The organism is Janthinobacterium sp. DSP2-3-3, assembly GCF_049897325.1.
Classification (GTDB): Bacteria; Pseudomonadota; Gammaproteobacteria; order Burkholderiales; family Burkholderiaceae_D; genus Janthinobacterium.
Map to the genome: position 1 here is coordinate 16,744 of NZ_JAFCWA010000020.1, position 15,380 is coordinate 32,123.

The following is a 15,380-nucleotide window of genomic DNA, read 5'->3' on the forward strand; positions in this document are numbered from 1 at the left end:
TGCGTTTGGATAAATTGTAGGGAGGAAATGTTGCTATTTCGCCGTAGGCGGCAGGGCCGCTTTCATCGTCTGCCAGTGCTTGCTGGCCAATGGGACGCAAGCGGGGCAAGGCGTGGTGGCGATCAGACTGCGGATTTTCTGGGCGCGCGCCGCCGTTTGCGGGTGCGAGGAGATCCAGCCCGGCGTCGCCCCTTTGTCCTTGTCATCAAGCTTCTGAAAAAAGCGCAGCATGCCGTCGGGACGGATGTGTGCGTGCTGCAAGGCAAGCAAACCGAGCCGGTCCGCTTCCTCTTCCATGTCGCGGCTGAAATACAGGGTGCCGGCCTGGTGCGCCAGCATGGCGGCCACGGCACTGATGTCGCCGATGGTCACGCCCACCAGGGCGCCCCAGCCCAGGCTGCTGATCATTTGCCGCAGCGAATGGCGCTGTTCCACATGCTGCACTTCATGCGCCAGCACGCCGGCCAGCTCGCCCGGGTCGCCCGCCTGGCGCAGCAAGCCCGTATGCACGACGATGATGCCGCCTGGCATGGCAAACGCGTTGACGGTGTCATCCTGCTTGACCAGCCAGCGGTACTGGTAGCGCGACCCGGCCGTCAGCCTGCGGCCGATCTCCTGCAGCGTCTGCTGCGCCACGCCGTGCTCGCTGATGCCGCCCTGCGCACGTACTTGCGACAGGGCCAGTTCACCCAGCTGCTTTTCGACGGACAAGGGAATGAAGCCCGCCAGTGCGCCGACGGCATTGCCGCCCTGCCACCACAGCAGGGCAGAGGCGACGACGGCCGCGCTCGTCAAACCGGCCAGCCAGCCCGACACTTGCCGCCGGTTGCGCTGGCGCTCACCCCACAGGTGCTGCAGTTGCGGCTGCAGCGCGGACGGCGCTTCCTTCAGGACGATGGCGATGTCGCCAGCTGTCAGCGGCTTGAGCGACGCTTGCCGGCCTTGTGCATCGAGCCAGTTCAGGAACAGTTCCGGTCCATCGATACCGCCCACGCTGACCACCAGTTGCGCCACATCGACGCTGGAAGCGGGCGCGTCGATGGCCAGCTGCGCGCCGAAGAAATGCGCGCTGACGGGCTTGCCGCCGGCGCCGCCCTCGGGGCCAGTCAGCAGTGCCTGGAATGGCGTCATGCGGCCGCCTCGGCAAAGCGGCTTTCATATAAGGCCGCCATCAGGTCGGACTGGCTGATGATGCCAGCCAGGCGCTCTTCATCGTCGAGGATGGGAATATGGTGATAGCCGGCGTCGGCCATCAGGGGCACGAGGTCGATGATGGGCGTGCCCAGGCGGGCCGTGTGTGGCGACGGCGTCATCAACTGGCCCACCACTTCCGGCTTGTCGCTGTGGCTGAAGCCGCTGCGCTGCAGCAGACCGCGCAGGCGCTGGCGCATGCCCTGGTAATCGTCGAGGCCGCCAAGGCGCAGGAAATCCGTCTGCGTGATGATGCCGATGACCCGGCGCGCCCGGTTGAGGACGGGCAGGGCGCCCACATCGTGCTCGCGCATGGTACGCCAGGCAACATCTAGCGGCGTGCCGAATTCCACGCTGAGCACATCCTTCGACATGATGTCGGCGCAAGTGACGACGCCGAAGCGGCGCTGGTAGGCGCGCATTTCCGTTTGCAGGAAGATCGCCTGCAAATCGTCACGGCTGATGTCGAGCACTTCGCTGTGCTGGCGCAAGACGGCATCGAGGTCATCCGGCGAAAATCCCAGGCGCGTGCTGGGGATGTCATCCTTCGTGGCGTGCGGATGCGGTGCGACCAGTTGCTGGGTGTGCGGGTAGCGGCGTCCCGTCAGGTTGTTGTACAGCACGGCGCAGGCGACCAGTACGGCTGAATTGAACAACACGGTGATGAAGACGAATTCAAAGCCGGCCGCATGCACGCTGGCGCCGCCGACCACGGTGGTCAAGGCGACGGCGCCGCCCGGCGGATGCAGACAGCGCAGGGCAAACATGGCGCCGATGGCCAGGCAGGCGGCCAGCGCCGCCACGCCCACGCTGGGGCCCAGCCATTTCACGCAAGCCATGCCCACCAGGCCGGAGACCACATTGCCGCCCACGACGGACCACGGTTGCGCCAGCGGGCTCGCTGGCAAGCAAAACAGCAGCACGGCCGAGGCGCCCATGGGCGCGATCAGGTAGACGCTGGCGCTATCGGGGGCCAGCAGGAAGTGGCAGATGAGACCCGTGAGCAGCAAACCGCAGATGGCGCCCGCACAGGCGCGCAATTGTTCGCGGCGGCTGCCATTGTTCGGTTGCGGCAGCCAGCGTGCCAGGAAAGAAGTCGTCATGGGGAGGGCGCGTTCGGGCCGCGTTGCTCAATGTGAGCCCGATATTATCCCATGCGTTCCATTTCGCTGCAGGCGGGCACTACGCGTCGTCTGTGCAGACGGCGCGCAAGCCATGCCATGCCGTGTCAGCAGCTTCTACTTGGTGATGCTTATACGTTTTCCGCATAAGCACAGTGCAATTAAATGGTGGATATTTCTCACAAGCAGGCATATTCTAGACAATCACGCCCGCTGGCAGTTGTTCAGCTGGCCTCACGATTTCTCTCAGGAGCCCCGCATGCGCCTTTCCCTTTGCGTTTCCCTTTTCTTTGCCAGCCTGCTGCTTGCCGGCACCGCCATTGCCGCCTCCCCGACGCCGGGCGCCCCTGTCGCCACGCCGCATTTGCCGTATAACGCGGCGGCCGACGCGAAGGCCGACGTGGCCCGCGCGCTGGCCGAGGCCAAGGCGGCGCACGTGCCCGTACTGCTGATCTTTGGTGCCAACTGGTGCGAGGATTGCCGCGCGCTCGACAAGGCTTTGAAGGAAGGCAAGAACGCCGAGCTGATGCAACAGCAGTTCAAGGTCGTCAAGGTCGACGTGGGCAACTTCGACCATAATTTGGACGTGGCGCAAGCCTATGGCAATCCGCTCAAGAAAGGCATCCCGGCTGCCGTGCTCGTATCGAGCGACAACAACCAGGTGCTGTATGCCACCAAGGGCGGCGAACTGGCGAATGCGCGCCGCATGAGCGAGAGTGGCATTTATGATTTCTTCAAGCAAGCAGCGAGCGTGAAAGCGCCGACGATTTAACTTCCTTCCAACGCCTCTTAAAACTCTTCCCACGCATCTCTGGCCAGTGCTTTCGGGCGGGATGGCGTGGGCAGCATGGGCTTGTGCGCCGCCGCATGAGCTGTTTCTTCCAGCTTGCTGCCCGCTTTTACCTTGCGGGCCGAGTCGCTGATCAAATCCCTGATTTCCTTGACAGCCGCCGCTGAGCGCTGCGCCGGCCTGTTGCTTGTCCAGCCTGAGGATCAGGCCCGCATCGCCCGGGTGGAAATGTTCAAGCAGGCAAGCCGTGCGCGATCAATTCCAGCGGTAATTCCGTGCTGCACTTGATTTGCTCCATGGAAAAGGCGGACGACACGCCTGTTAGTTGCACGGCCTTGATGAGCTTTTTATAGAAGGTATCGTAACCCTTGATGTCGGTGGTGACGACTTTCAACAGGTAGTCGACGTCGCCGCTCATACGGTGAAATTCCTGTACCTCGGGCAAGACAATGACGGCGGCGGCAAAGCGGCGCAGCCATTTTTCATCGTGCTGTCCCGTACGCACGCTGACAAAGACGGTCACGGGCAAGCCCACTTTTTGCCGGTTGACGATGGCCACGCGACTCTCAATATAGCCCTCCTCTTCCAGGCGCTTGACGCGCTTCCAGCAGGGCGTGCTGGACAAGCCGATCTTCTCGCTGAGGGCGGCGATCGACAGGGTGCCATCCTGCTGCAGGGCGGCGAGGATGGCACAGTCGAATTTGTCGAGCGATGTATTTGGTGAATTCATTTCGTTATTTTCTGTTTTGTGGCATAAATATGCTTCATATTAACGCGTTTGCAGTGTCTTTTGGTATATCTTTACGGCAGCGTGCCGCTAGACTATTCATATGTTCCAGCCGCCTGCGCTGCGTCCTTTTTAGCTGCGCCTTTTTATAGAATACTCAGACGGCCATCATGAAAGAAATCTACCTCGACAGCAATGCCACCACTTGCGTGCTGCCCGCCGCCGTTGGCGCCGCCCGGCAAGCGATGGAGCAGGGCTATGGCAATCCCAGCAGCACGCACGCCACGGGATTGCAGGCCAAGGCCATGATGGATGGCGTACGCCAGCGCGCCCGCCGCTTGCTGGGCGTGGGCGACGGCCGATTGATGTTCAATAGCGGCGCTACCGAAGGCATCCAGACGGCCGTGCTGTCGGCCTTGTGCGCGCTGCGCGAACGGCGCGCTGCAGGCAAGCGCATCGGCAGCCTGCTGCTGTATGGCGCGACCGAGCACAAGGCCGTGCCGGAAAGCCTGGCGCACTGGAACCGCCTGCTGGGCCTGAACCTGGAAGTGCGCAAGTTGCCCGTCGATGCGCAGGGGCGCCACGATCTGCAGGCACTCGACGCGCTGATCGGCGACACGGCCATGCTGTGCACGATGGCTGCCAACAATGAAACGGGCGTCATCAGCGACCTGTCCGCCATCGCGCAACTGCTGCAGGAACGCGGTGCAGACGCCTACTGGATGGTCGATTGCGTGCAGGCGCTGGGCAAGCTGAAACTGAACCTGGCCGCCACGCGCATCGATTACGCGCCGTTTTCCGGCCACAAGCTGTATGCGCCCAAGGGCATCGGCATGCTGTATGTGCGCGCCGGCGCCCCCTTTACGCCCTTGATGATGGGCGGCGGCCAGGAAGCGGGCCTGCGTTCCGGTACGGAGAACATGGCCGGCATCGCCGCCCTGGGCGCCGTGCTGGCCGCACTGGAGGATGGCAAGACCTTCCGCAGCGACGCCGACCTGGCCGCTTTCCGCGAACAGCTGGTGGCCAGCCTGGAGCGCGCTTTCCCCGGCATCGTTTTCAATATGCCGTTCGCGTTGTCGCTACCGACCACGCTCAATTTTTCCGTGCCCGGCCTGTCCTCGAAAGAGCTGCTGGACCTGTTCGATGCGGCGCGTGTGCGCGTCAGCTCGGGCAGCGCCTGTTCCGCCGCCAAGGCCCTGCCCAGCTATGTGCTGGAAGCCATGCACGTACCGCAATGGCGCGCCAGCTCGGCCATCCGTCTGTCGTTCGGTCCCCTGATTGACGCGGCGACGATAGCCGCCGCCTGCGCGCGCATCGAGCGTTGCGGCGAGGCCTTGCGCAGCAGCTGTTTGCTGCCGTCGGCGCTGGCGCCATCGCCGCAGGACGGCGCGCAGGACGGCATAATCCAGCTGAGCGTGGATGGCCAGTGCACCTGGCTGCTCAGCGACGCTGGCAGCGCCAGTTGTGTCGTCATCGATCCCGCCGCCGCGCTCGTGCCGCGCCTGGCCGCCTTCATCCGCTGCCAGCACCTGGCCTTGCGCGCCATCGTGCACACGACAGCGCCCGCCGATCATGGCGCGGCGCGCCTGGCGTTGCTGCAGGAACTCGCTATCGAACAGGTGGGTCGCGTCGATATCGACGGTGAGCTGGAGCTGGGCCAGCAGCGCTTGCGGCGGATCGAGTGCGGCCAAGATCATGCCACCCACGTGTACCTGCTGGGGCAGCATTTCGCCTTCACCGGTAGCCTGACGCCCGGGGCGCTGGCGCCCTTGCTGGATGCGGCGCTGGTGACGCCGGACACCGTGCTGTGCGCCGCATGCGACGACGGCAGCATCTGCAGCACGGTGCGCGCGGTGCAGGACGGCCTCGTGCCTGCCGCCGAACTGCAGCTCGATGCGGCCGGCCTGCCCGGCTTCCTGCGCCAGCATCCCGACGCCATCCTCGTCGACGTGCGCGAAGCGTATGAACACGCGGCTTGCGCCGGCACGGTGTTCGAGGGCTGCGCAGTGCACAGCGTACCGCTGAGCCGCCTGGCGGGACAGGTGGCCGCATGGCTGCAGCAGCCACAGCGCCCCCTGGTCTTTTTCTGCCGCAGCGGCAATCGCAGCGCGCGTGCCGCCGCCTGTCTGCGCCGCCTGGGCCATGCTGCTGCATGGCAACTCAATGGCGGCATGGCGATGGCGGAAGCGACGCGTCACCCGCTGGCCATCGCGGCTTGACGGGGCTGAAGTTTCTCCTCTGAAATACTGCATCGTGCCATCATTGGCACGGTGCTGGTCGTTGAGTTCCTCCTGTTCATTTCCCCCAAGCATTTTTCTTCCCTGCACGGGCTGATTTCTTTGCCTGCACGTCCCTAAAACCTCGGGTATGTACGCTAGCGCACGGTCTTGCGCGCAGGGCGCACCTACGATGAAGTTCAGAAAATCTCCCTACACCCTGAGATTCGTCGCAACGCTCCGGCGCTTCGCTTTCCGTCTTCGCCAGTGTCCGATCGTGTTCTTCCAGACTGGGCTGGCGTGACGGCGGCCGCTGGCTGCCTGCGCGCACCTAGCGAGGCCAAGTTGAAAGAGTACACCGCAGTAGTCACGCAGCAGATCAAGGAACAGATTTCCAAATTCAAGGAAATCTTCCGCGACCATCCCCTTGCACCGGACAGTTTCGACGCTGCGCGCGACGATGCCTTGCCCCTGCGCTCCGAGTTATTCAGCGCCATGCAGATGGCCGCCCACGGCAAGCATGTGGCCCTCGGCCATGCGGTGGGACGGCATCATGGCCGCGACCGCCTGCTGGCGCGCCTGGCCGACAATGCGGCGCTGATCACGGCCACCGTCAATGAATTGACGGCCACCGTCAAGAGCGGGCGCCAGGTGACGCCCGCCTCGGAATGGTTGCTGGATAATTTTTACCTGATCGAAGAGCAGATTCGCACCACGCGGCGCCACTTGCCGAAGAACTACAGCAAGGAGCTGCCACGGCTGACGTCGGGTGTGGACGCTGGCTGTCCGCGCGTGTATAAAATTGCGCTGGAAATCATCTCGCATGGCGATGGCCGGGTCGATCTGGAAAACCTGTGTCATTTCATCGAGGCCTACCAGGATGTCGCCACCCTGACCCTGGGCGAATTGTGGGCCGTGCCCATCATGCTGCGTCTGGCCCTGATCGAAAACCTGCGCCGCGTGGCCGTGCGCGTGGCCGATGACCGCATGCAGCGCGACTTGGCCAATACCTGGGCCGACCAGATGACGGACATCGCCGAGCGCAATCCCAGCGGCTTGATCCTGCTGGTAGCCGACATGGCGCGCTCGAATCCGCCGATGACCAGCGCCTTCGTAGCCGAATTGTCGCGCCGCCTGCAGGGACAAAGTTCGTCGCTGACCCTGGCCCTGTCGTGGCTGACGCACAAGCTGGCCGAATCGGGTCTCACCATCGAGCAGCAGATCCAATCCGAGATCGGGCAGCAGGCGGCCGACCAGGTATCGATCGCCAACAGCATCGGCAGCCTGCGTTTTCTGGGCACCATGGATTGGCAGGAATTTGTCGAGACCATGAGCGTCGTCGAGCAGACCTTGCGGCTGGACCCGGCCGGCACCTATGGCTTGATGGATTTCGCCACGCGCGACAGCTATCGCCACGTCATCGAGCGCATCGCCAGGCGCAGCGCGCGCAGCGAAGTGGACGTGGCCGAGATGGTGGTGCAACTGGCGCACACGCACGGCAACGGCAATGATGCGCGCCGTGGCCATATCGGCTTTTACCTGGTGGGGCGCGGCGTGCTGGTGCTGGAAAAGCAGGCCGGCGCGAAGCTGCCCTTCATCGAGGCGCTGCAGCATACGGCACGCGCCGCGCCGCTGGCCGTCTACCTCGGCGCGATCTGCTTCCTGAGCCTGGCGACGAGCGCGCTGCTGCTCGAGCGCGCCGTGCGCCATGGCGTGCAGGGTTGGTCACTGGTGGCGCTGGGTGCGCTGGCGTTGCTGGGCAGCAGCCAGCTGGCCGTGGCCGTGGTGAATTGGCTGGCGACCCTGATGACGTCGCCGCATCCGCTGCCGCGCATGGATTACCAGGCAGGCATTCCGTCGGACGGGCGCGGCATCGTGGTGGTGCCGACTCTGATCTACAGCGAGGAAAACGTGGCCGCCTTGTGCGAGGCGCTGGAAGTGCGCTACCTGGCCAACCGCGATCCGAACCTGCGTTTCTGCCTGCTGACCGATTTTGTCGACGCGGATGCACAAACGATGCCCGGCGACGAAGCTTTGCTGCGCCAGGCGCAGGACACCATCCGTGGCTTGAACGATAAGTACCGCGTGGAGGGCAGCGAGAGCAAGGAAAACGGCGACCCCGGCGAACCGGCCGAACGCGAAGAGCTGGGCCATATTGGGCCGTTCCTGCTGCTGCACCGCCCGCGCCTGTGGAATTCGCAGCAGAATGCCTGGATGGGGCAGGAGCGCAAGCGCGGTAAATTGTCCGACCTGCACGCCTTTCTGCGCGGCGGCGCGCGCGACAAATTCTCGCTGGTGGAAGGCGAGTTGCGCGGCCTGCGCACGATCAAATACGTCATCACGCTCGACACGGATACGCAGCTGCCGCGCGACGCGGCGCGCGAATTCATCGCCACCATGATGCACCCGCTGAACCGACCCGTGCTCGACGCGGCCGGCACGCGCGTGATAGCCGGCTACGGCATCTTGCAGCCGCGCGTGGCCGTGGCGTTGCCCAGCGCGAACGCTTCACGCTACGAGCTGCTGTGCGGCGGCGAACCGGGCATCGACCCCTACACGCGCACCGTCTCGGACCTGTACCAGGATGTATTTTACGAGGGCTCCTTCATCGGCAAGGGCATCTATGACCTCGACATGTTCGAACGCGTGCTGGGGCAGCGCCTGCCCGACAATAAAATCCTCAGCCACGACTTGCTGGAAGGCTGCTACCTGCGCGCCGGCTTGCTCAGCGACTCGCAACTGTATGAGGAATACCCCGCCCGTTACGACGCCGATGTCAGCCGGCGCCAGCGCTGGATACGCGGCGACTGGCAACTGATCGGCTGGTTGCTGGGCCGCGTGCCGGGCCGCGCCGGCAAGCGCGAACGCAATCCCCTATCGATGCTGTCGCGCTGGAAGCTGTTCGATAACCTGCGCCGCAGCATCGTGGCGCCGGCGACCACCTTGTCCCTGCTGCTGGTATGGGGCTTCCTGCCGCACGTGGTTTTCTGGAGCGTGGCGGTGCTGGCCATCATCTTCCTGCCGCCCGTCTTTTCCGCACTGTACGATCTGTTGCGCAAACCGCGCGACACCCTGTGGCGCCAGCATCTGGCCGCGTTCGAGCGGCGCTGCGGCGTGCAGTTTTCGCATGCCATGCTGACCCTCGTCTTCCTGCCCTATGAGGCCTGGATCAGCCTGGACGCCATAGCTCGCAGCCTGTGGCGCCTGGGCGTGTCGCACAAGCATTTGCTCGACTGGCGTGCCTCGAACCTGCACACGTCTTCCGGTTCGCAGACAGACAGCTGGCGCGCCATGTGGTGCTCGCCAGCGCTGGCGCTGGCCACCTTTGCTGCCTTGCTGCACTGGCGCCCGGCAGCGTTGCCGGCCGCCGCCGTGGTGCTGCTGCTATGGCTGGCCGCGCCCGCCATCGCCTGGTGGATCAGCCGCCCCATCGAACGGGCCGTGGCGCGCCTGTCGGCCGAGCAGGGGCGTTTCCTGCATGGCGTGGCGCGCAAGACCTGGGCGTATTTCGATACCTTCGTCGGACCGGACGATCACTGGCTGCCGCCCGATAACATGCAGGAGCATCCGAACCTGGTGGTTGCGCACCGCACCTCGCCGACGAATATCGGCCTGGCGCTGCTGGCCAACCTGACGGCCTACGACTTCGGCTATCTCACCCTGGGCCAGTTGATCGAGCGTAGCCGCGCCACCTTGCACAGCATGGGGGAGCTGGAGCGCTTCCAGGGCCATTTCTACAACTGGTACGACACGCAAACGCTCAAGGCGCTGCAGCCGATGTATATCTCGACGGTCGACAGCGGCAACCTGGCCGGCCATCTGCTGACCTTGCAGCCGGGACTGGTGGAACTGTATGACGCGCCCATCATCGGCGCGCAGGTGGTGCAGGGCATTCGCACGACGGCGCAGGTGCTGCAGGAATTCATCGCGGCCGAAGGCGAAGGCAAGGCCATGCGCGACAGCATGAGCCTGCTGCAGATGCCGGCCGCGCCAGCCAGCCTGCCGGAATGGCATGCCTACCTGAGTGCCGCGAATGGCGCGGCCGACGCGCTGCTCTCGCTGACCTTGCAAAGCGAAGATGGCGAGCTGTCCATGTGGAGCGGTGCGCTGGCGCGCCAGTGCCGCGCGGCGCTGGCCGAGTTGCTGCAACTGGTACCGTGGGCGGCGCAGGCGGACCTCGATGCGGCGTGGCTGCGCGTGCCGACCCTGCGCGAACTGGCCAACCTGGAAGCGCCGGAAGGCACCCCGCCGGAGCTGGAGGCCATGCTGGCGCAGGGCCGCGAACAGGCGGGCCGCCACATGCGCGACATCGCCCATGCGGCGGGCCAGGCGCGCGACTTCGCGCAGATCGAATACGGCTTCCTGTACAACCCGTCGACCAAACTGCTGGCCATCGGCTACAACGTCAGCGAACGGCGGCTCGACCCCAGCTACTACGACTTGCTCGCTTCCGAAGTGCGCCTGGCCAGCTTCATCGCCATCGCCCAGGGCCAACTGCCGCAGGAGCACTGGTTCGCGTTGGGCCGCCAGCTGTGCATGGTGGCCGGCCAGCCCGTGCTGCTGTCGTGGAGCGGCTCGATGTTCGAGTACCTGATGCCGCTGCTGGTGATGCCGAATTATCCCAACACCCTGCTCGACCAGACGTATCACTCCGTCATTGAGGCGCAGATCGATTATGGCCGCCAGCGCGATGTACCGTGGGGGATTTCCGAATCCGGCTACAACACAGTCGATGCCAGCCTGAATTACCAGTACCGCGCGTTTGGCGTGCCGGGGCTGGGCCTGAAGCGGGGCCTGGCCGACGACCTGGTGGTGGCGCCGTACGCCAGCATGATGGGCCTGATGGTGCAGCCGGAAGCGTCTTGCCAGAACCTGCAGCGCATGCAGGCGGCCGGCTACATGGGCCGCTATGGGTTTTTTGAGGCCATCGACTTCACTACGGCGCGCCTGCCGCGCGGGCAGGGTAGCGCCGTCATCCGCTCGTTCATGGTGCATCACCAGGGCATGGGCTTCCTGGCCCTCAGCTACCTGCTGCATGACCGCCCGATGCAGCGCCGTTTCGAGTCCGATCCGCTGCTGCAATCGGCCCTGCTGGTGTTGCAGGAACGCACGCCGCAGGCAGGTGCGTTTTACTCGAACACGGCCGAACTGGCAGTGCTGCGCAGCGGCGCGTCCGAACAGGCCATGCCGATGCGCATCCTCACGCAGGCCAACAGCGCCGTGCCCGAAACGCAGCTGCTGTCGAATGGCCGCTACCACGTCATGGTGAGCAATGCGGGCGGCAGCTACAGTCGCTGGAAAGACCTGTCCGTGACGCGCTGGCGCGAGGACAGCACGCGCGACAACTGGGGCAACTTCTGCTACCTGCGCGACCTCGACGACGGTGCCGTCTGGTCCACCACGTATCAGCCGACCTTGGCCGAACCGAACAAGTACGAGGTGATTTTTTCCGAGGGGCGCGCGGAATTTCGCCGTGCCGACCATGGCCTGGATCTGTACACGGAAATCGTCGTCTCGCCCGAGGACGATATCGAAATCCGGCGCACGCGCATCAGTAATAATTCGAACCGCCAGCGGCGCGTCGAGATCACCAGCTTTGCCGAAGTGGTGATGGCGCCGGCGGCGGCTGACGCGGCGCATCCCGCGTTCAGCAAGCTGTTCGTGCAGACGGAAATCCTGGCGCATGAAAATGCGATCCTGTGCACGCGCCGGCCCCGCTCGAAGGACGAGCAGATGCCGTGGCTGCTGCATGTGATGACCGTGCACGATATCGAGCACTATGCCGTGTCGTTCGAGACGGACCGCGCCCGTTTCATCGGCCGCGGCAACACGGCGCAGCTGCCGCAGGCGCTGCAGGAGAGTGGTCCGCTCGGTGGCGGCCACGGTTCCGTGCTCGACCCCATTGTGGCCATCCGCTACGTCATCACGCTCGAACCCGACCAGGCCGTGACGGTTGATAGCGTGACCGGGGTGGTGGAGCAGCGCGAGGCGGCGCTGCACCTGATCGACAAATACCAGGATCGCCACCTGGCCGACCGCGTCTTCGAACTGGCCTGGACGCACAGCCAGGTGGTGCTGCGCCAGTTGAATGCCAGCGAAGCCGATGCGCAGCTGTATGCGCGCCTGGCCAATGCCGTGATCTATCCGAATGCGGCCTTGCGCGCCGAGGCCGGCATCCTGATCAAGAACCAGCGCGGCCAGTCCGGCCTGTGGGCGTATGCCATCTCGGGCGACCTGCCCATCGTGCTGCTGCAGATACGCGACGCGGCCAATATCGAACTGGCGCGCCAGATGGTGCAGGCGCATGCCTACTGGCGCCTGAAAGGGCTGGTGGTGGACCTGGTGATCTGGTACGAGGAGCAGTCGGGCTACCGCCAGCTGCTGCACGACCAGATCATGGGCCTGATCGCTTCGGGCATCGATGCGCAGGCGATCGATCGCCCGGGCGGCATCTTCGTGCGCCTGGCCGAGCAGATCGCCAACGAAGACCGCATCTTGCTGCAATCGGTGGCGCGCGCCATCATCAGCGACTTGCGCGGCACCCTGGCCGAGCAGGTCAAGCGCCCGCCCAGCCCCATGCTGCGCATGCCGCCGCTGCTGCAGGACCCGGCACGCGAACATGGCGGTGGGCCGCACCGCGCGCCAAAGCGCGAACTGATCCTGGAAAATGGCCTGGGCGGCTTTACGCCCGACGGGTGCGAATACGTGATCACCACGGGCGAAGGTCAACAGACGCCGGCGCCCTGGTCGAACGTACTGGCCAATGCGCAATTCGGCACGGTGGTGTCGGAAGCCGGCCAGGCGTATACCTGGAGCGAGAATGCGCATGAATTCCGTTTGACGCCATGGCAGAACGACCCCGTGTCCGACTTGTCCGGCGAAGCGTTTTACGTGCGCGACGAGCAGAGTGGCCAGTTCTGGTCGCCCTCGGCCCTGCCGGCGCGCGGCAGTGGAGACTACGTGACGCGCCACGGCTTCGGCTACAGCATTTTTGAACACAGCGAGGGCGGCATCGTCACCGAATTGTGTACCTATGTGGCGCTGGATGCGGCCGTCAAATATTCGGTGATCAAGGTACGCAACGACAGCGGCGTGCCGCGCCGCCTGTCCGTCACGGGCTACGTGGAATGGGTGCTGGCCGACCTTCGCGCCAAGTCCGGCATGCACGTGGCGACCGAAGTCGACACGATCAGCGGCGCGCTGTTTGCGCGCAATAACTACAACACGGAGTTTTCGGGCCGGGTCGGCTTTTTCAACACCGATGCCAGCATTCGTTCCATCACCTGCGACCGCAATGAATTCATCGGCCGTAACGGCAGCCTGGCCCGGCCGGCGGCCTTGCGCCGCGTGCGCCTGTCCGGCAAGGCGGGCACGGGACTGGATCCGTGCGCAGCGATCCAGGTGCCGTTTGAACTGCAGCCGGGGCAGGAGCGCGAAATCGTCTTCCTCCTCGGCGTGGGCGGGCGCCGCAATGCCGATGCCAGTACCATGGTGCAGCGCCATGCGGGCAAGGACGCCGCCCGCATGGCGCTCGACGCGGTGCGCGCACACTGGGAACGCACCCTGGGTGCCGTGCGCATCGAAACACCCGACCCGTCTCTGGATGTGATCGCCAATGGCTGGCTGATGTACCAGACCATCGCCTGCCGGCTGTGGGCGCGCAGCGGCTATTACCAGTCGGGCGGCGCGTATGGTTTCCGCGACCAGCTGCAAGATGCGATGGCCATGATCCACACGGCGCCGCATCTGCTGCGCAGCCACTTGCTGCTGTGCGCGGCGCACCAGTTTGTCGAAGGCGACGTGCAACACTGGTGGCATCCGCCATCGGACCGGGGCGTGCGCACGCATTGCTCCGACGATTACCTGTGGCTGCCGCTGGCCGCTTGTCGCTATGTGATTGCCACGGGCGACGTCAACGTGCTGTCGGAAGTGGCCCCCTTCATCGAAGGGCGCGCCGTCAAGCCGGAGGAGGACTCGTATTACGACCTGCCCGTGCGCTCTGGCGAGTCGGCCGACCTGTACGAGCACTGCGTGCGCGCCATCCGCCATGGCTTGCGCCTGGGCGTGCATGGCTTGCCCCTGATGGGTTCCTGCGACTGGAATGACGGCATGGACAAGGTGGGCGAACACGGCAAGGGCGAGAGCGTGTGGCTCGCCTTCTTCCTGTACGAAGTGCTGCAGCGCTTCGCCGAGGTGGCCGTGCTGCGCGGCGATGCGGCGTTCGCCCAATTCTGCCGCGACGCAGCCGTCAAGCTGGCGGCCAACGTCGAGGAGCATGCATGGGATGGCGAGTGGTACCGGCGCGCCTACTTCGACGACGGCACACCCTTGGGTTCGCACACGAACGAGGAATGTCAGATCGATTCGATTTCGCAAAGCTGGGGTGTGCTGTCGGGCGCGGCCAACAAGGAGCGCGTCGCCGGCGCCATGCGCCAGGTCGATGCGCGCCTGGTGCGCCGTGATTCAGGCGTGATCCAGCTGCTCGATCCGCCGTTCGACAAAGCCGACCTCAATCCCGGCTACATCCGCGGCTATGTGCCCGGCGTGCGCGAGAACGGCGGTCAGTACACGCATGCGGCCATCTGGACGGCGATGGCGTTTGCCCATATGGGCGATGGCGAAAAGGCGTGGGAACTGCTGCGCATGATCAACCCCGTGCGCCATGGCGTTGATGCGCAAGCGGTGGCACGCTACAAGGTGGAACCGTATGTGGTGACGGCCGATGTGTATGCAGTGGCGCCGCACGTGGGACGCGGCGGCTGGAGCTGGTACACGGGATCGTCGGGCTGGTTGTACCGGCTGATCGTCGAATCCCTGCTCGGCTTGACGCGCGAAGCGAACATGCTGCGCCTGCTGCCGACCATGCCGGCCGAATGGGACCGCTTCAAGCTGCATTACCGCTTCGGTGCCAGCAGCTATGCCATCACGGTGGAAAAGGCACAGGGGCGGCCTGCAGGACTCTCGCTCGATGGCGTGGCGCAGGATGGCAACAGCATCGCCCTGCGTGACGAGGGCCGTGAGTATGCGGTGCTACTGCTGGTCTAGTCTTGCCACGCGCTTACTTGCCACGTATCGTGTTCGGGCCGGCGCCGGCCAGCCAGCAGGATCAAGCCGGCGCCGAGCAGCAGCAAGTCGCGTGTGCGTACCTCGGGCGCGGACTGCGTTGCCGTCTGGTGGTGGTAGTTCAAGGGTGCCGCCATGGTGGCGGGTAACTGGCTTGCGCAGGCGGCCAGGCACAGCGCCGCCATCTTTCCATTCAAATGCATACATTCCTCAAGAAAGCGCGCTGACCGTTCGGGATCAGCGCGCCGGTATTCATGTCGTTGATATTGTAA

The 15,380-nt window shown here is 64.8% G+C and carries 8 protein-coding genes; 3 read left to right on the forward strand and 5 right to left on the reverse strand.

The window, feature by feature from the left end; genetic code table 11:
* Positions 1 to 33: 33 nt before the first annotated feature.
* Both ACP7DE_RS26765 and ACP7DE_RS26770 read right to left on the reverse strand, forming a co-directional pair.
* A complete protein-coding gene (locus tag ACP7DE_RS26765; protein WP_426074943.1) occupies positions 34 to 1,131 on the reverse strand; it encodes a M48 family metallopeptidase in 1,098 nt (365 codons plus the stop codon).
* A complete protein-coding gene (locus ACP7DE_RS26770) occupies positions 1,128 to 2,294 on the reverse strand; it encodes an HPP family protein (protein WP_426074944.1) in 1,167 nt (388 codons plus the stop codon). The genes ACP7DE_RS26765 and ACP7DE_RS26770 overlap by 4 nt, the downstream gene beginning before the upstream one ends.
* Positions 2,295 to 2,571: 277 nt before the next feature.
* Here ACP7DE_RS26770 and ACP7DE_RS26775 point away from each other — a divergent pair, with 277 nt between their 5' ends.
* Entirely contained in the window at positions 2,572 to 3,084 is a 513-nt protein-coding gene (locus tag ACP7DE_RS26775; protein WP_426074945.1) for a thioredoxin family protein, read from the forward strand.
* A gap of 17 nt (positions 3,085 to 3,101) precedes the next feature.
* On the opposite strand, the gene ACP7DE_RS26780 is transcribed toward ACP7DE_RS26775, so the two are convergent.
* Together ACP7DE_RS26780 and ACP7DE_RS26785 are read right to left on the reverse strand one after the other, a co-directional pair.
* Complete coding sequence (locus ACP7DE_RS26780; RefSeq protein ID WP_426074946.1) at positions 3,102 to 3,239, reverse strand: hypothetical protein; 138 nt, start codon at positions 3,237 to 3,239, stop codon at positions 3,102 to 3,104.
* Between the two features lie 95 nt (positions 3,240 to 3,334).
* Positions 3,335 to 3,832 carry an Lrp/AsnC family transcriptional regulator gene (locus ACP7DE_RS26785; protein ID WP_426074947.1) on the reverse strand — a complete coding sequence of 166 codons (498 nt, stop codon included), beginning with the start codon at positions 3,830 to 3,832 and terminating at the stop codon, positions 3,335 to 3,337.
* A gap of 167 nt (positions 3,833 to 3,999) precedes the next feature.
* Between ACP7DE_RS26785 and ACP7DE_RS26790 the strand changes: the two genes are divergently transcribed.
* A complete protein-coding gene (locus ACP7DE_RS26790; RefSeq protein ID WP_426074948.1) occupies positions 4,000 to 6,048 on the forward strand; it encodes an aminotransferase class V-fold PLP-dependent enzyme in 2,049 nt (682 codons plus the stop codon).
* 492 nt (positions 6,049 to 6,540) lie between these two features.
* Positions 6,541 to 15,090 (forward strand): GH36-type glycosyl hydrolase domain-containing protein, encoded by an 8,550-nt coding sequence (locus ACP7DE_RS26795; protein WP_426074970.1) that lies wholly within the window; start codon positions 6,541 to 6,543, stop codon positions 15,088 to 15,090.
* Here the strand turns inward: ACP7DE_RS26795 and ACP7DE_RS26800 are convergent.
* Entirely contained in the window at positions 15,087 to 15,311 is a 225-nt protein-coding gene (locus ACP7DE_RS26800) for a hypothetical protein (RefSeq protein WP_426074949.1), read from the reverse strand. The two genes, ACP7DE_RS26795 and ACP7DE_RS26800, sit on opposite strands and share 4 nt — an antisense overlap.
* Positions 15,312 to 15,380 lie beyond the last annotated feature (69 nt).